Below are 16,909 nucleotides of genomic sequence, written 5' to 3' on the forward strand. Positions count from 1 at the left end.
TTACACTAATTATTTAATAGAAATTGAAATGAAAACTAAATTTTTAATATTAACAGCAGCAATGTCGTTTTCGGCGATGACTTTTGCACAAAAAAACGAAGTAAAGGCTGCTGATAAAGCATTAAAATCTGATAATGCTGCTGAAGCTAAATCTGCTTTAGCAAAAGCAGAACCATTATTAGGTTCTGCAGACGAGAAAACTAAAGCATTATATTACTTGGTAAAAGGTAAAACATATTCAAAATTAGCTAAAGCTGGTGAAGAAGGTGCTTTTAAAGAATCTATTGCAGCTTTTAATGACTTAATTGCTTACGAAGAAGAAGTAGGTAAAAAGAAATATACTGTAGAAGCTAAACAAGCTATGTCTGGTATGACTGGTGATATTGTTAACGCGGCAATAAAAGATAACAACGAGAAGAAGTTTGATGCTGGTGCAGATAAATTATACCTAGCATATAACTTAAGTAAGCAAGATACTGTTTACTTGTTTTATGCAGCTAACAGCGCTGTAAACGGTCAGAATATGGAAAAAGCTCTTAAGTATTACAACGAGCTTAAAGATATAAACTACGATGGTAGCGAAATTAAATATTCTGCTGTAAACATTGCAACTGGAGAAAGAGAAGAAATGGCTAAATCTCAAAGAGATTTAATGGTTAAATCTAAACAATACAAGGATCCAAAAGAAGAAAAAATGCCTTCTAGAAAAGCTGAGATTGTTAAGAATATAGCGCTTATCTATACGCAATTAGGGCAAGATGAAAAAGCATTAGAAGCTTACCAAGATGCAAGAGCAAACAATCCTGGTGATGTTAATTTAATTTTAAACGAAGCTAACCTACAATATAAATTAGGAAACAAAGACAAGTTTAAAGAGCTAATGGCAGAAGCAACTAGAGTAGATCCAAATAATCCAGATTTATTTTACAACATTGGTGTAATTAATATGGAGCAAGAAAATATAGCTGAAGCTAGATCTGCATACGAAAAAGCAATTGAATTAAATCCAGGGTATGTAAATGCTCAGTTAAATTTATCTACAACATATGTAAATGAAGGTAACGGATTAATTGATTCTATGAATGCATTAGGAAGCTCAAGAGCAGATATTGCAAAGTATGATGAATTAAAGGCTAAGAAAGATAGTATGTTTAAAGAAGGAGCACAGATTTTAGAAGATGCTTTAAAACAAACTCCAGGCAACCAAGCATTATTATCTCAGTTGAAAAATATATATGGTGCATTAGGTGATAACGAAAACTTTATGCGTCTTAAGAAGTTATTAGGAGAGTAATCTTTTAAAACTTTCTAGTTCTATATAATTGAATATCGGTTATTAAGGAATTAATTATTTTACTAAAAGCTGAACAATGATATCATTGTTCAGCTTTTTTGTTGTTTGTTATTTTGTTTTAGATGTTGTTATTTGTGTTATGACTTACTTGGTTTAATAGCTGCATTCTTTTATTATTGTAAAGAGCTATTGCATTTTAAAAAGTTCTTTACATCTAAATTCTCTAAAATGTATTCTCGCGAAGACAATACTTTTCTGTTACATTAGATTTTGTATAATTATTTATAGAGCTTTTGGTATTTACTAAAGTGATGCACCAATACTCTATTAGGTGAATAATTATAGGTTTTGCTTTGTAAGTATTAAAATACAGGTTAGATTAATTTTTTAGTAACCCTTTAAAAATAAAAAACCATCTACATATAGTAGATGGTTTTTTTGGTTGTATAAATAGGGTAGTTTGGTTTAAATCTCCATTTTCTTTAACTCGTGGTAGTTTCTATTTAGCTTTTTAAGTAATAAACCATATAATAAAAAGTATATTAAAGCTAATAATGCGGTTGTAAGTAGAGCTACTACAATAAAACTAATTGCCATTATAGTTCTTAACTTTTCTTCTGTTAACCCCTCAGGAATCTCATTTGGATAAACAGCGGTAAGCATATTAGGATCAAAATAAAAACTAGCAGCAAACAAACTCATTGTTAGTAGTATCATAGATAAACTAAAAATTACGTAATGTTTTACGGTTCTTCTTGTTTTTATAATGTTTTTCATTAAAGTTCTAGCGTCATCTAAAACAGAAATTTCTTTATACCTTTTATAGAATTGAAAAATAAAATAAAAAATAACTAAGTATTGTATTCCAGATAAAACTATAAAAAACGTAGAGCTGTCATTAGTATAATATATACTCATACGCTCTCTAGTGCTAGGTAGTAAGTATAATAGGTTTGGTAATACAAACTCTAGAATACTAATAATAAATATCCACTTAACAATAGAGGAAGATTTCTTCCATATCATTTTATAAATATCATTGTAAGACAGTTTAGGGTGTTCTATTTCCCTTTTTTGCCAGTCTTTTTTTAAGATGTCCAATTCATCCATATATATTAAGGATTTAAAATGGTTTTTAATTTTTTCTTTATTCTATTCATCTTTACTCTAGCGTTTACTTCAGAAATACCAAGTGTTTCAGATATTTCTGTGTAGTTTTTATCTTCTAGATAAAGAAAAACGAGTGCTTTTTCTATGTCTCCTAACTGTTTTACAGCTTTGTACATTAACTTAAGTTGTAATTCTTCCGTCTCATCATATTCATCTGCCTTAATTTTAAAAATTACAGACTCGTAGTCTTGTGTGTTTACCCTTCTTTTAGATTTTCTATAAAGTGTTATTGCTGTGTTTAGTGCAACTCTATACATCCAGGTACTAAATTTAGCGTCTCCCCTAAACTTTGGGTACGCTTTCCATAACTGTATTGTAATTTCCTGAAACAAGTCGTTATGCGCATCCCTATCATTAGTATATAAGGTGCAGACTTTGTGAACAATGTTCTGATTGTTCTCTAGTTCTGTTACAAATGCATGCTCTAAGTCTTTGCTCACTTTTAGTTGGTAGTTATACTAGTTAGTAGTTGTAATGCATTATTTGTTACACTAGAATTTAAAAAATTATTTTCTTGGATGATAATTTGCAATTACCTCTGCCAAGTGTGTTCTATCTAAGTGTAAGTATACTTCGGTTGTTGTAATACTTTCGTGACCTAACATTTGTTGTATTGCCCTCAAATCTGCTCCGTTTTCGAGTAGGTGTGTTGCAAATGAGTGTCTTAGCGTGTGCGGACTAATTGTTTTTTTTAGACCTATTTGTTCAGCTAGCTGTTTAATAATAGTAAATATCATTGCGCGGGTTAATTGTCTACCTCTTCTATTTAAAAACAAAATATCTTCAAACCCTTTTTTAATATCTAGATGATTTCTTATTTGGTCCTTATATATAGTAATGTACTTTTTGTTAATATCACTAATAGGTACAAAACGTTGTTTGTCTCCTTTGCCGGTAACTCTAATAAAGTCTTCTTTAAAAAAAAGATCAGACAGTCTTAGGTTGGTAAGTTCAGATACACGCAAGCCACAACCATATAAGGTTTCTAGCATTGCTCTGTTGCGCTCGCCCTCGGGTTTGCTTAAATCTATAGCGTTAATTAAATCGTTAATTTCTTCTAAATTCAGTGTATCCGGGAGTTTACGACCGGTTTTAGGAGATTCTATTAAGTCCATAGGGTTGTCTAGCCTATAGTCTTCAAAAATTAGATAGTTAAAAAAACTCTTTAAACCAGATATAATTCTTGCCTGTGATCTGGGGTTAATGCTGGCAGATATCTCGTATATAAATTGCTGAGTAGTTTGTTTAGAGATAGAAATAGGTGTTTCTGTGATATTTCTTTGCTCTAAAAACAGAATTAACTTTTCTACATCTAAAACGTAATTTGTAATAGAATTGTCCATTAATCCTCTTTCTATCTTCAGATAGTGTTGATAATCAGTTAGTCCCTGTCTCCATTTCATGTAGGTTAAAATTAAGTTAATAATTTGGTTAAAAAAAGAGTTTTTAAACCGTGTTTTTTCTTCACATCTAGTTATTGTTGGTTTACAACAAATACTTACATTTACACAACAAATGTTGTAAGTAAACAAAATTAACAATCTATGTTTACTGCATAATTATAAACTAAAAATTAAAAATTTTTTATGAAAAAGTTATTTATTGTAGCTATCACAGCTCTAGGATTTACTTTTGCTGCACAAGCACAAGATGCAGCTACTTCTACTAACGGCGGACAAACTGCTCAAGGTAAATGGTTAATTGAAGCTAACACAGGTTTTGGTGCTGTTAATGCTGCTAGTACTTCTTTTGGTTTAACATCTGTAGATGGAGAAACTACTTGGTCTTTAGGTGCTGAAGGTGGTTATTTTGTTGCTGATGATTTAGCAGTAAAAGTTGGTTTAGGATACCAAGATCAAGGTAATGATGTATCTGCTTTTACTTATAAAGTTGGAGCTAAATATTACATCGCTAGTATGATTCCTGTACAGGTTGATTATGCTGGTGCAAGTGTTAAAGATGCAGATGAAAACCCAAGCTTTTTAGGTTTGCAAGGTGGTTATGCTATTTTCTTAGGTGAAAACGTTAGTATTGAGCCAGGTCTACGTTACAACATTACTATGAATGATGATGCATTTTCTGAAGATGTTTTTCAATTCCAAATTGGTTTCGCTTTACATTTCTAAGTAAAACTTATTAATAGTATTAAGGCTGTCTAATTTTAGGCAGCCTTTTTTTTGTTTATTTTTTTTGAGTTGATATTGTTAATTAAATATTAAATTAATGCATATACTACAGTCTTTGTAGGTAAATTAAAATATTTGTTTAAGTTTACTGCATAATTATAAACTAAAAATTAAAATTATTATTTATGAAAAAGTTATTTATTGTAGCTATTGCGGCTTTAGGATTTGCTTTTAGTGCACAGGCTCAAGAAGGTTTTGGTGCAGGTGTTAATTTAGGTCTTCCAATGGGAGATTTAGATGATTTTTATGGTTTTAATGCAGGTGTTGATGTACAGTATTTGGGTGCTGTTTCAGAAACTTTTTATGCAGGGGGTACTATTGGGTATTCTCACTATTTTGGTAAAACTTATGATGCAGCTCCTGGTATAGAAATAGAGCAAGAAGATATTCAGTTTTTACCAATTGCTGCTGTAGCTAAATTTATGATTACAGAAGATTTTTCTGTAGGTACAGATTTAGGTTATGCTCTTGGTCTTAAGGAAGATGTAGATGGTGGTTTTTATTACCGCCCTAAGTTAGGATACAGAATAGCAGATTCAATTGAGCTTAACTTATCATATGCTGGTATTAGTTTAGAAGATGATATAAATGCATCTACTTTTAACATAGGATTTATGTTTCAGTTGTAAAAATAACTGATATAAAATATTTAAAAGGAAGCCTTATGGCTTCCTTTTTTTATGCATAATATTTAGTATTTTTACAGTATGAAGTTACTAATAATCAATGGTCCTAATCTTAATCTTTTAGGTAAAAGAGAGCCAACTATATATGGCAATACTACATTTGTAGACTATTTTTCAAGCTTACAGTTAACCTATAAAAATATAGAGTTAAGCTATTATCAATCTAACATAGAAGGAGAGCTTATAGATAAAATACAAGAAGTTGGTTTTTCTTATGATGGTATTATTTTAAATGCAGCTGCTTATACACATACATCTGTGGGTATTGGAGATGCTATAAAAGCTATTGAAACACCTGTTGTAGAGGTACATATTTCTAATACATTTGGTCGTGAAGAGTTCCGTCATCAATCTTACATATCTCCTAACGCTAAAGGTGTAATACTAGGTTTTGGTTTACAGAGTTATGACTTGGCTATACAAAGCTTTTTAGCTTCTAAATAACTTATTTTAATGCACAAAACATATTTTAATTGGAGTAGTGGTAAAGATTCTGCTTTGGCATTGTATAAAATGCAGCAATCTAAAACGCATAAAGTAGATAAGCTGGTAACCTCTGTTAATGCAAGTTTTAATAGGGTTTCTATGCACGGTTTGCGTTTGCCTTTGTTAGAGTTACAAGCAGAAGCTTTAGGTTTTTCTTTACAAACTATTTTGTTAGATGCAGATGTGTCTATGACGAGCTATAATGAGCTTATGAAATCTGCTATGCAAGACTTAATAGCAGAAGGTTATACGCACGCTGTTTTTGGAGATATCTTTTTAGAAGATTTAAAAAAATATAGAGAAGATAAGTTAAAAGAAGTTGGTGTAACAGGTGTTTTTCCTTTGTGGAAACAAGATACAGAGCAACTGCTTAAAGAGTTGTTACAATTGGGCTTTAAGGCAATTACAGTATGTGTTAATGCCAAGCTGTTAGATGCATCTTTTTGTGGTAGAGAAATAGACGAAAGTTTTTTTAATGATTTACCTGAAGGTGTAGATCCTTGCGGAGAAAATGGAGAGTTTCATACGTTTGTGTATGATGGACCTAATTTTGCGCAGCCAGTAGCGTTTACTATAGGAGAGAAAGTACAGAAAAGTTACGCTCCAACTAGTAATGATGATGACAATTGTTTTAAAAAAGATGAGAATACTACTTGGGATACTTCCTTTTGGTATTGCGATCTTATTCCAAAATAAAAAAAAGTCCTAAGCTTTTAAAGCTTTAGGACTTAAGTATTTTTCTTCTATATAAAATGTTCCAAAGGGTAGTAGTGATGCAATAAATAGTATTGCATATCTTTTTATGCCCCAATTTTGTTGTCTACATACTAGAACTGCTATAATAGCATAGGCTATAAATAAAACTCCGTGTGCATTACCAATATAAATATTAGGTTCTTTTATGCCTGCTAAATATTTTAAAGGCATACCAACACCAAATAAAAGTAAATAAGAAATACCTTCTAATATAGCAATAAGTCTAAATGTTTTAAGCATATTTTTTAATTTAAAAAAAGCCTAAAATCTAAGAGTTAACACGCTTAGACTTTAGGCAATTTATATTGTATAAGTTTTTTACTACTACAAGTGTATCACCTCGTCATAAGCATCTGCAACAGCTTCCATAACAGCTTCACTCATTGTTGGGTGTGGGTGTATAGCTTTTAGTATTTCATGACCAGTAGTTTCTAGTTTACGTGCAACAACAGCTTCAGCTATCATATCTGTAACACCAACACCAATCATATGACAACCTAACCACTCACCATATTTAGCATCAAAAATAACTTTTACAAAACCATCTGGAGTACCAGAAGCTTTTGCTTTACCACTTGCAGAGAATGGGAATTTACCAACTTTAAGTTCAAATCCTTTTTCTTTAGCTTGCTTTTCTGTTAAACCAACAGAAGCTATTTCTGGAATACAGTATGTACAGCCTGGTATATTACCATAGTCAATAGGCTCTACGTGTAAACCTGCTATTTTCTCTACACAAAGTATACCTTCTGCAGAAGCAACGTGTGCTAAAGCAGGGCCAGGAGTAACATCTCCGATGGCATAGTAACCTGGTATGTTTGTTTGGTAATAATCATTTACCATTATTTTATCTCTATCTGTAGCAATACCAACACTTTCTAAACCAATGTTTTCTATGTTAGTTTTAATACCTACAGCAGATAAAACAACATCAGCCTGTATAATTTCTTCTCCTTTACTAGTTTTAACGTAAACGCTAACACCGTTACCAGAAGTATCTACTTTAGTAACCTCAGAAGATGTTTTAATTGTAACACCTGCTTTTTTAAAGCTACGCTCTAATTGCTTAGAAATGTCTTGGTCTTCTACAGGTACAATATTTGGTAAATATTCTACAACAGTAACTTCTGTACCAATAGAATTGTAAAAGTATGCAAACTCCATACCTATAGCACCACTACCAACAACAACCATTTTTTTAGGTTGTTCTTTTAAAGACATTGCTTCTCTATAACCAATAATTTTTTTACCGTCTTGTGGTAAACTAGGTAATTCTCTACTACGTGCACCAGTTGCAACTATAACGTGGTCTGCACTGTATTCAGTTTCTTTACCATCTGCATCTTTAACAGATACTTTTTTACCAGCTTTTAATGTGCCGTAACCGTTAATGACTTCAATTTTATTTTTTTTCATTAAAAATTGAACCCCTTTACTCATTCCTTCGGCAACATTACGACTACGATTAACAATAGCGCCAAAATCTTTATCAACATTTTCAGCATTTAAACCGTAATCCGAAGCGTGTTTTAAATATTCAAAAACTTGAGCAGATTTTATTAATGCTTTGGTAGGGATACAACCCCAATTTAGACATACTCCGCCTAAACTTTCTTTTTCTACTATAGCTGTTTTTAAACCTAATTGTGAAGCTCTAATAGCAGTTACATAACCACCTGGTCCACTGCCTAAAACAATAACATCAAAATTGCTCATATATATACTTTTATTTGTCTAAAATTTTAAAGTAACAAATGTACAAAACCAATTAGCAATTAGCAATTACCAAAATCTATAAATATCAATAATAACAGAATGCTAACGTTTTAGTACTTATCTTTATATTTTACACACTAAAACAAACATTATATAGATATGAAAACAGTTAAATTTCAATTTTTAATGCTATTTCTTTTTGTTGGCGTATCTGTTACGGCACAATCTAAAGAGGTAATTATACAAGTGCAAAAGGTAACACCACAAGTATATATGCTAGTTGGGCAAGGTGGAAATATTGGTGTTTTTGTAGGAGAAGATAATGTACTAATGATAGATGATCAGTTTAGTAGGTTAAGTCCTAAGATTAAAGCTGCTATAGAAACTATAACAACAAAACCAATTGCATATCTAATAAATACACATATGCACGGTGACCATACAGGTGGTAATGCTAATTTTAACGATGCTACTACTATGGTTATTGCACACCATAAGGTTAGAGAGCGTTTAGAGCAGCAAAATACAGAAGCACTTTCCGCTAAAAAAATAGATTCTTTAACAGCTAAGAATATGTTGCCAGAACTAACATTTTCTGATAATATGTTGTTGTATGATGGTAATGAGACTATAATGGCAATACACGTACATAATGCACATACAGATGGTGATTCACAAATTTATTTTAGTGATAACAATGTATTGCATATGGGAGATACTTATTTTGCTGGTAAATACCCTTATATAGATTTAAGTCGTGGTGGTAGTGTAGACGGTTATATAGCTGCATTAAAAAACGGAGCTATGTTGGCTAATGCCGATACTAAAATTATACCTGGACATGGAGAATTGTCTAATAAAAAAGAGTTATTAGAGTATATAAAAACACTAGAAACTATTTATAGTAGTGTGATGAAAGAAATTAAAGCTGGTAAAAGTCTAGAAGAAGTAGTGGCAAATAAAGCAATAACAGCTCCGTTTGACGCTACTTATGATTGGAGTTTTATATCAGCAGAAAAAATTAGAACAACATTTTACAAAAGCCTGAAGAACAAGTAATAATTACTTGCCAAACATTTTTTTGTTAAACTCATCAGATTTTCCAGAAGGTATAGAGAGCGATTGCCACTCTGTACCTTTTATCATTCTGCCTACATATGCAATTTGTGCTATGTGTCCAGCATAATGAGCAAGTTGCCTACTTACGGCTGCCATAACAGAATGCTCTACAGCGCGTATTTTAATTTTTAAAGTAAAATTGTCTTCGTTAATGTTGTCAATGGCAGTAAATAGGCAATCCCAGCCTTTGTTCCAGTGCACAAGCATTTCTTCTTTTGTTTTATATGGCGCAACAAACTCAGATTCTCTATTACGCCATTCTTTTTCTCCGTCTTCAGTAAAAAAGTTTGTCCACCTACTTAACATATTGCCAACCATATGCTTTACAATAATGGCAATACTGTTATCAGCTTCGCCATACATCCAATGTAAATCTTCATTAGTTAGTTGGTCAAATGTTTTTTCAGCCATTGTTTTGTTTCGGTTAAACTCAAACAACATACTTTCTTTGTATGCTTCAACAAAATTCATAGTTACTTTTTTTAAGACGGATTAAAATTTAAGCTAGCAGAGTTAATACAGTAACGCTGTCCGGTAGTTTCCTGTGGGCCATCATCAAAAACGTGACCTAAATGTCCGCCACAATTAGCACAAACTGTTTCTACTCTTGTCATACCGTGCGTTGTATCTTTAATGTATTCTATAGAACCTTCTATGGCTTTGTCAAAAGAAGGCCATCCACAACCACTTTCAAATTTATGGTCTCCATTAAAAAGCTTGGCGTTACAACCTTTACAATTGTAACTACCTTCTTTAAAATGTAGGTTAAACTCTCCTGTATGTGGGTATTCTGTACCTTTATTTCGTAAAACGGTATAAGATTTCTCAGGTAACTGAGCTTTCCATTCAGAATCTGTTTTCTCTACGTTGTATTTTTTACTCATTATTTTGTAGGTGTAAATTTTAAGGCAGCGCCATTTATACAATGTCTTTCTCCTGTTGTGTTTTTAGGTCCATCATCAAAAACGTGTCCTAAATGTCCGCCACAAACAGCGCAATGTTCTTCTGTGCGCTTGTAACCAATTTTGTAATCTACATCAAAAGCAACATTGCCGTCTATTGTTCTATCAAAACTAGGCCAACCTGTACCAGATTTAAATTTGTGCTCGCTCTTAAATAAAGGAGTATCACAAGCAGCGCAACTATAAATTCCTTTTTCTTTAATTTCTAAAAGGTTACTAGAAAAAGCACGCTCTGTACCAGCTTTACGCAAAACATTGTATTCTAAAGGTGTTAACTGAGCTTTCCATTGCGCATCTGTTTTTTCAACCTTTACTATGTCTTGTTTTGTTGTAGCTTCTTTTGTTTTTTGTGAGTTTCCCTTGCAGCTTATAAATAATGCTACTATGCTAAAAATTAATAATTTTTTATACATCAATTTTATATTTTAAGGTTATTCAAATTTAGTCGATTTTTAATGCAATTCCTATCAAACTAAATGCATAAAAAAAGCCTCTACTTATTATAAATAGAGGCTTGTAATTTTTGGTGTTATTTTTATTCTGCTACAACACGTACAACATCTTCTTCTGTAGTATCTAAAATACCCATAACATCATTAATATTAGTTGTATCTAATTTACCATTTATAAGTTCTGAAGGTAAAATAACTACTCTAAAAGTTTGGTTATCTGTATCACCAGTCGCTAAAGTGCTTAAATCAAAATCTGACTCTAAAAACAAGTTAACATCTAAAAATGTGTGGTCGTAGTTGTATAATAAAGTACCTTGATCTAATAATCTTGTTTGCGGTAATAAGCGCCATATGTCTACAGACTGTCCGTTACTGTCTGTTGTTTGGTCCCATAAAATATAAGCTAATACAACATCAGATTCAAAAACCTCTACAGTTGTAGGGAATTCAAAATATAAAGAATAGTCATTAGCAGGAGTAAAGTTGCCTGTAATTTCATATACACTTCCGGTGATGTTTACGCCATCTACGCCATCAACTCCATCTCTTCCGTCAGAGCTGCTACAAGCTGTTAATACTAATGCAAATACTGCTGCTATGGTCAAGGTAATTTTTTTCATAATGTATAATTTTTTCGTTTTCTTTTATAAGTGTTTCAAAAAGCGTTCCAATTTTAAAATTAGAGAATTTATTTTGCATATCAACTAAAGAAATAAGATTATATCTATGATATTATTACAACATAGAATATTTTTGTATTTTTAAAAAACACACTAAACACATTACTATTATGAAAAAGATATTATTAGTATTAACCATTTTTATTGCAGTTTCGGCCTGTAAGGTGAATCCTTTTACGGGTAAAAAAACGTTGAATATGTATCCAAACAGTTCAATTTTTCCGACTGCATTTGCTCAATACGACCAGTTTTTAACAGAAAATAAAACAATTACAGGTACTACAGATGCAAAAATGATTGCTTCTGTGGGGCAACGTATAGCCTCTGCAGCAGAACGTTGGTTAACAGCAAATGGTTACCCAGGATATTTACAAGATTACAAATGGGAATATAATTTAGTTGATGATAACACTGTAAATGCTTGGTGTATGCCAGGAGGTAAAATTGTTTTTTACACGGGGATATTGCCAATTTGCCAAGGAGAAACAGGAGTTGCTGTTGTTATGGGTCACGAGGTTGCACACGCTTTAGCAGATCACGGAGCACAACGTATGTCTGCAGGACAGTTACAGCAAATAGGAGCTGTTGCAGGTAATGTTTTAATTAAGGACGATAAAACAAAAGGAATGTTTAATCAGGCTTACGGTGTAGGTTCTCAAGTAGGTGTTATGCTACCTTTTAGTAGAGGTCATGAGACTGAAGCAGACCGTATTGGGTTACAAATTATGGCTATTGCAGGTTACAATCCGGATGAAGCAGCAGAACTTTGGAAAAGAATGAAAGCAAATAGTGGGGGACAAGCGCAACCAGAATTTATGAGTACGCACCCATCTAACGATACTAGAATTAATAATTTAACAGCTTGGGCCCCAATGGCAAGAGAAGAAGCTAAGAAATTTGGAGTAACTACTTTTAAGTAATAGTAGTATAAAAGTAAAATTCATTTATAATTGTATATTAGAGCTGTTCAAAACAAAATTTGAACAGCTCTAATTTTTTTATATGACTAGTATTGCATTAGTAAAAGGAAGTAAAAAACTATTAAATGCCTGGGCCTTTTACGATTGGGCTAATTCTGTTTACAGTCTGGTAATAGCATCTGCAATATTTCCTATTTTTTATGGCGCACTATTTAGATCTGCAAACATAGAAAAAGTAACTGTTTTTGGAGGTGAAATTGCAAGAGCGCCTTTAATTAGTTACACTACATCTTTAGCATTTGTATTTATAGCTATTATAACACCTTTAATTTCTGGAGTTGCAGATTATTTAGGAAACAAAAGAATGTTTATGAAATTCTTTTGTTATTTGGGAGGTATCTCTTGCATTGGTTTATACTGGTTTTCTTTAGAGAATATCTACTTTGGGCTGCTTTGCTTTTTTATGGGCTTGGTTGGTTTTTGGGTGAGCTTTGCAATAAATAATTCTTATTTACCAGACGTTGCACATCCAGAGCAAATGGATGCTATTAGTGCCAAAGGTTTTTCTATGGGGTATGCAGGTAGTGTATTGCTATTGCTTTTTAATTTAGCAATGGTAATGAAACCAAAGTTTTTTGGAATAGAGTCTGATATTGAAGGGGTTGCAGAGCTTAAGGCGATGAAATATTCTTTTGTTACTGTAGGTATTTGGTGGATAATTTTTAGTCAGTATACATTTTATTACTTACCAAAAGGAAACAAGCAAGAAGGGAAGCGTAGTAACGTAATTTTAAATGGTTTTAAGGAGTTAAAAGGAGTTTGGCATCAACTAGGAGATCAAATAAAATTAAAACGTTATTTAGTTGCCTTTTTTGTGTACAGTATGGCAGTACAAACAGTAATGCTAATTGCTACTTATTTTGGAGAAGAAGAAATTGGTTGGGGTTCTGATAGTGAGCGAACAACAGGTTTAATAATAAGTATTTTGGTAATACAGTTAGTTGCTATTTTAGGTGCTGTAATTACAGCAAATGCATCTAAAAAGTTTGGTAATGTTAAAACATTAGCAGTTGTAAATTTACTTTGGATTGTTATATGTGTCTATGCTTTTTTTATGTTAACACCAGTAGATTTTTATATTGGAGCAGGTTGTGTAGGTTTGGTAATGGGTGGTATACAAGCATTGTCTAGATCTACGTATTCTAAGTTTATACCAGAAACCAAAGACACTACATCTTTTTTTAGTTTTTACGATGTAGCAGAGAAAATAGGAATAGTAATAGGAACTTTTTTATACGGTTTTGTAGCGCAAGTAACAGGTAGTATGCGTAATGCTATTGTTTTTTTAGCAGTGTTTTTTATAATGGGAGTAATACTTTTATTGCGAGTAGATAAAAAAATAGAGACAAAAGAATAAAAACAAAAAGGCAGATTATATTTTTATAATCTGCCTTTTTTTATGTGTGATGTTTTTTTATCCTTTAGAAATACCTCCAGAACCAGAAGTCTTACTTTCAATTTTTTTAGGATTACCTCTATATTTAATATCTCCAGAACCAGAAACTCTAGCGTCTAGTGTTTCTGTTGCTGTTACTTTTATGTCTGCAGAACCAGAAACTAAGGCAGAAACATAACTAGCTTTTAAGTCGTAAGCAGAAATATCTCCAGAACCAGAAACTCTAATAGTAAAGTCTGTTGCTGTACCGCTTAAATTAATATCACCGGAACCAGACATAGAGGCTTTGAGTTCTTTAGTATCTACTTTTAGTCTAATATCACCAGAACCAGAAATACGAGTTTCAAAAGAGTTGCTTACTAAAGTTGTTTTACCAACAATATCTCCAGAGCCAGATACTGTAGCTTCGTTAATATGTTCTACAGGAACTGTAACTGTTAATTTACTGTTGCGAGACGGAGTTAAATTCATCCCTTTTTCAGCTTTAATTACAAGTTTTCCGTTTTTAACTTCGGTTTTAATATGTTCAAGAATATTTTCATCACCCTTAAGTGTAATGTTTCCTTCTTTGCCATCAATTAATTCTACATCAAAAAAACCAGCTAAAGAAATAGCTTCGTAATCGCCAACACTTCTAGTTGTGGTAGTTATATTGCCATTTCCTTTTATACGCTTTCCCCATTGTGCATTTGCAGTAAAAGCTAAGGTTAGTGCTAAACTAAGAGTTATTATTTTTTTCATTCTATTGTGTTTTAGTTTTTATGTATTGATATACTTCCGTACTCGGTTTCTACAGTTACAAAGTTATTACTGTTTTCTGATCCGCAATTGCCTTTATAATATTTTTTAGAGTTTTTAACTTCTTTAACACTTAGGTTGCAGTTGTCTAATCCGTTTATTCCTCCGTAAGATGAGTTTAACTCAAAATTAAAGTTATAAGTAGGGCTGTAGCCAATTTTAACTCCTGTGTAATCTGCACTAATATCTACATCTCCTGCATTTTCAGTTAACTCATTAATTTTTATAGAACCGTAATCTGCATTAATAGATACATTACCGTTTATTTTACCAAGTTTAACACTTATATAATCGCCATTACCTTTTATGCTAGAAACATCATCAACTGTAATGCTGCCATAATCACTATTATAGATAAGGTTTTTCATCTTTTTAATAGACGCGTTTGTGTAATCTGTAATTAAAGTTAAATCTCCTGCTTTTGCAATGGTAAAACCAGAGTAGTCTGCATTAATTTTACCACTGTTTATATAGTCTATTTCAGATTTTGAGGTATAATCAAAATTTAAATTGTTGTTTCGCCCTCTAAGTTCACCAATATCTAGTCTGCCGTAATCGCAATTAATTGTTGCGTGGCCATCAATCCTATCTATAGTAATGGAACCATAATCATTAGTTAAATCTATGTTGTTTTTAATAGGTAATTTAATGGTGTAGTTAATTTCCATATTAACATTGTTATTATTGCCCCAACCCCAGCTACTACTTTTGCCTATGTTTGTTTTAGCAGAAACTAAACTGCTAGAGCCATCAAAATTAATGGTAATATCATCTAACTTGCGTTGTACTTTTTCTTTGTTATTACCGCTAGTTTTAATGTGCACAATTATTTCTACTCGGTTTTTATCCCAAGAAATAATATTTAAATTACCATATTTATTAGCTACTTTTAATAGCGCATTGGTATTTACAGAAAAGTCTTTTTTAATTGTTTTTTCTTTGGTGTATTTACCAATATCATTATTAGCAATGCTAAGTAATGGTATGGCAAGTAAGAGTAAGGTTATTACCTTATAAAGTAAAGTTTTCATCATTGTATTTCTTTAGATTTTTAATAGTATCAATTTGTTCCATAACATCTTTTACAAGATCTATTCTGGTTTGGTAATTTGTTATTATGGCGCTTAATATTAGTTTGGTATTACCTCCGTTTACTAGGTTTTGTTCTAAAACTGTATAGTCTTTTTCTAGTTTTTGCAATTGTAAAAGGGTGTCGTCTATAATTTTTTTAGTAGTAGGCGAATTCTCTTTTTTTAAATTATTAATTTGATCATTAATTAAACTAGCAAAGTAATTTTTTGTTTCTGTAACCTCAGGAGCCATTTCTGTAATTTGCTCTGTTGTAGTTTGGTTTGTATTAAAAAACGTAATGCCAATTGCGCATAAAAATGCAATAGATGCAGCGATAGCAAAAGGTTTCCAAAAAGAATTTTTATTGTTTTTTGGTTCACTATTATTGGTGGTGTTCAGTTTTTTTAAAAACCGATCTTTATGTCCAACACTAGGTTCTTGGGTGTCAAAATTACCTTCAAGATTTTTAAAAAGATCTTCTATATTATTGTTATCGATCATATGCAATCGTGTATTAATTTTTTACGTAAACTGTCTTTAGCTCTAGAAATTGTAGTTCTACAATTGGCATTGCTAATGTTCATTATTTCACTTATTTCTTCATAGTCGTACCCTTCTATTAAATGTAAGGTCAAAGAAATTCTGTAATTGTCTTTCAATTGTGTCATGGCAGCCATCACTTTTTGAGCCTTCAATTGTGTTTCACCATTATCTATTGTACTACTATCAGTATCTTTGACCTTGTACATTATGTCATCTATAGCAACTTCGTTATTTTTTTGTTGCTTTCTGTATTGGTAAATACTATTGTTTATTACAATACGTTTTAACCAAGCCCCAAAAGCTACTTCACCTTTATAGGTATGTAATTTTGTAAAGGCACTTAAAAACGATTCCTGCATTATATCCTCTGCTTCAGCGCTATGTTTTACAATTCGGTACGCAGTATTGTGCATTGCTTTATAGTACCGGTTATAGATCTCTAGCTGTGCACTTTGCTTGCCTTCTTTGCATTGTAGCAATAAAGTATTGATATGTTCTTTTTGTTGGCTCAAAAAAATGTGTGGTTTGTTTTATAGATGATAGATTGATTTAATTGTTACAATTTTTTTAAAATCTATTTGGTATTGGCATAAGAATTGACCTAATATACAAGA

21 protein-coding genes are annotated in these 16,909 nt (G+C 31.8%); 8 read left to right on the forward strand and 13 right to left on the reverse strand.

Annotation, left to right across the window (positions count from 1 at the left end; all coding sequences use genetic code 11):
• Positions 1-28: 28 nt before the first annotated feature.
• Positions 29-1,294, forward strand: a complete 1,266-nt coding sequence (locus BT107_RS00045) for a tetratricopeptide repeat protein (RefSeq protein ID WP_072301724.1) — start codon at positions 29-31, stop codon at positions 1,292-1,294.
• Between the two features lie 465 nt (positions 1,295-1,759).
• On the opposite strand, the gene BT107_RS00050 is transcribed toward BT107_RS00045, so the two are convergent.
• The 3 genes from BT107_RS00050 to BT107_RS00060 form a co-directional block, all read right to left on the reverse strand.
• Positions 1,760-2,404, reverse strand: a complete 645-nt coding sequence (locus BT107_RS00050) for a hypothetical protein (RefSeq protein ID WP_072301725.1) — start codon at positions 2,402-2,404, stop codon at positions 1,760-1,762.
• A 5-nt stretch (positions 2,405-2,409) separates the two neighbouring features.
• Entirely contained in the window at positions 2,410-2,904 is a 495-nt protein-coding gene (locus BT107_RS00055) for an RNA polymerase sigma factor (RefSeq protein WP_072301726.1), read from the reverse strand.
• Between the two features lie 66 nt (positions 2,905-2,970).
• Positions 2,971-3,867: a site-specific tyrosine recombinase gene (locus tag BT107_RS00060; protein WP_072301727.1), complete on the reverse strand. Its 897-nt coding sequence runs from the start codon at positions 3,865-3,867 to the stop codon at positions 2,971-2,973.
• Between the two features lie 183 nt (positions 3,868-4,050).
• Here BT107_RS00060 and BT107_RS00065 point away from each other — a divergent pair, with 183 nt between their 5' ends.
• From BT107_RS00065 to BT107_RS00080, 4 genes are all read left to right on the forward strand, one after another.
• Positions 4,051-4,590: a hypothetical protein gene (locus tag BT107_RS00065; RefSeq protein WP_072301728.1), complete on the forward strand. Its 540-nt coding sequence runs from the start codon at positions 4,051-4,053 to the stop codon at positions 4,588-4,590.
• A gap of 185 nt (positions 4,591-4,775) precedes the next feature.
• The gene (locus BT107_RS00070; RefSeq protein ID WP_072301729.1) at positions 4,776-5,279 is read left to right on the forward strand and encodes an outer membrane beta-barrel protein; all 504 of its coding nucleotides are present in this window, start codon (positions 4,776-4,778) and stop codon (positions 5,277-5,279) included.
• A gap of 78 nt (positions 5,280-5,357) precedes the next feature.
• The gene (gene aroQ / locus BT107_RS00075; protein ID WP_072301730.1) at positions 5,358-5,780 is read left to right on the forward strand and encodes a type II 3-dehydroquinate dehydratase; all 423 of its coding nucleotides are present in this window, start codon (positions 5,358-5,360) and stop codon (positions 5,778-5,780) included.
• A gap of 9 nt (positions 5,781-5,789) precedes the next feature.
• A complete protein-coding gene (locus BT107_RS00080) occupies positions 5,790-6,518 on the forward strand; it encodes a Dph6-related ATP pyrophosphatase (RefSeq protein WP_072301731.1) in 729 nt (242 codons plus the stop codon).
• 9 nt (positions 6,519-6,527) lie between these two features.
• On the opposite strand, the gene BT107_RS00085 is transcribed toward BT107_RS00080, so the two are convergent.
• Positions 6,528-6,818 (reverse strand): DUF3817 domain-containing protein, encoded by a 291-nt coding sequence (locus BT107_RS00085; protein WP_072301732.1) that lies wholly within the window; start codon positions 6,816-6,818, stop codon positions 6,528-6,530.
• A gap of 84 nt (positions 6,819-6,902) precedes the next feature.
• Positions 6,903-8,294: a dihydrolipoyl dehydrogenase gene (gene lpdA, locus BT107_RS00090; protein ID WP_072301733.1), complete on the reverse strand. Its 1,392-nt coding sequence runs from the start codon at positions 8,292-8,294 to the stop codon at positions 6,903-6,905.
• 159 nt (positions 8,295-8,453) lie between these two features.
• Here lpdA and BT107_RS00095 point away from each other — a divergent pair, with 159 nt between their 5' ends.
• Positions 8,454-9,353, forward strand: a complete 900-nt coding sequence (locus BT107_RS00095; RefSeq protein ID WP_072301734.1) for an MBL fold metallo-hydrolase — start codon at positions 8,454-8,456, stop codon at positions 9,351-9,353.
• A gap of 3 nt (positions 9,354-9,356) precedes the next feature.
• Here BT107_RS00095 and BT107_RS00100 read toward each other — a convergent pair whose 3' ends face one another.
• The 4 genes from BT107_RS00100 to BT107_RS00115 form a co-directional block, all read right to left on the reverse strand.
• Positions 9,357-9,884 carry a DUF1572 family protein gene (locus tag BT107_RS00100; protein WP_072301735.1) on the reverse strand — a complete coding sequence of 176 codons (528 nt, stop codon included), beginning with the start codon at positions 9,882-9,884 and terminating at the stop codon, positions 9,357-9,359.
• Between the two features lie 11 nt (positions 9,885-9,895).
• Positions 9,896-10,297, reverse strand: coding sequence for a peptide-methionine (R)-S-oxide reductase MsrB (msrB, locus tag BT107_RS00105; protein ID WP_072301736.1), 402 nt, complete (start codon positions 10,295-10,297; stop codon positions 9,896-9,898).
• Entirely contained in the window at positions 10,297-10,788 is a 492-nt protein-coding gene (gene msrB / locus BT107_RS00110; protein WP_072301737.1) for a peptide-methionine (R)-S-oxide reductase MsrB, read from the reverse strand. The genes msrB (BT107_RS00105) and msrB (BT107_RS00110) overlap by 1 nt, the downstream gene beginning before the upstream one ends.
• A gap of 122 nt (positions 10,789-10,910) precedes the next feature.
• Positions 10,911-11,447 carry a hypothetical protein gene (locus BT107_RS00115; RefSeq protein WP_072301738.1) on the reverse strand — a complete coding sequence of 179 codons (537 nt, stop codon included), beginning with the start codon at positions 11,445-11,447 and terminating at the stop codon, positions 10,911-10,913.
• A gap of 170 nt (positions 11,448-11,617) precedes the next feature.
• Here BT107_RS00115 and BT107_RS00120 point away from each other — a divergent pair, with 170 nt between their 5' ends.
• Positions 11,618-12,427: a M48 family metallopeptidase gene (locus BT107_RS00120; RefSeq protein ID WP_072301739.1), complete on the forward strand. Its 810-nt coding sequence runs from the start codon at positions 11,618-11,620 to the stop codon at positions 12,425-12,427.
• Positions 12,428-12,509: 82 nt separating this feature from the next.
• A complete protein-coding gene (locus BT107_RS00125; RefSeq protein ID WP_072301740.1) occupies positions 12,510-13,844 on the forward strand; it encodes an MFS transporter in 1,335 nt (444 codons plus the stop codon).
• A 57-nt stretch (positions 13,845-13,901) separates the two neighbouring features.
• Here the strand turns inward: BT107_RS00125 and BT107_RS00130 are convergent, their stop codons facing one another.
• The 4 genes from BT107_RS00130 to BT107_RS00145 are packed head-to-tail and all read right to left on the reverse strand — an operon-like array spanning position 13,902 to position 16,807.
• Positions 13,902-14,624, reverse strand: a complete 723-nt coding sequence (locus BT107_RS00130; RefSeq protein ID WP_072301741.1) for a head GIN domain-containing protein — start codon at positions 14,622-14,624, stop codon at positions 13,902-13,904.
• Positions 14,625-14,635: 11 nt separating this feature from the next.
• A complete protein-coding gene (locus BT107_RS00135) occupies positions 14,636-15,712 on the reverse strand; it encodes a DUF4097 family beta strand repeat-containing protein (RefSeq protein WP_072301742.1) in 1,077 nt (358 codons plus the stop codon).
• Positions 15,693-16,253, reverse strand: coding sequence for a hypothetical protein (locus BT107_RS00140; RefSeq protein WP_072301743.1), 561 nt, complete (start codon positions 16,251-16,253; stop codon positions 15,693-15,695). Before BT107_RS00140 ends, BT107_RS00135 begins: the two co-directional genes overlap by 20 nt.
• Entirely contained in the window at positions 16,250-16,807 is a 558-nt protein-coding gene (locus tag BT107_RS00145; RefSeq protein ID WP_072301744.1) for an RNA polymerase sigma factor, read from the reverse strand. The genes BT107_RS00140 and BT107_RS00145 overlap by 4 nt, the downstream gene beginning before the upstream one ends.
• Positions 16,808-16,909 lie beyond the last annotated feature (102 nt).

Source organism: Cellulophaga fucicola (assembly GCF_900119145.1).
In the GTDB taxonomy this organism is placed as follows: Bacteria; Bacteroidota; Bacteroidia; order Flavobacteriales; family Flavobacteriaceae; genus Cellulophaga; species Cellulophaga fucicola.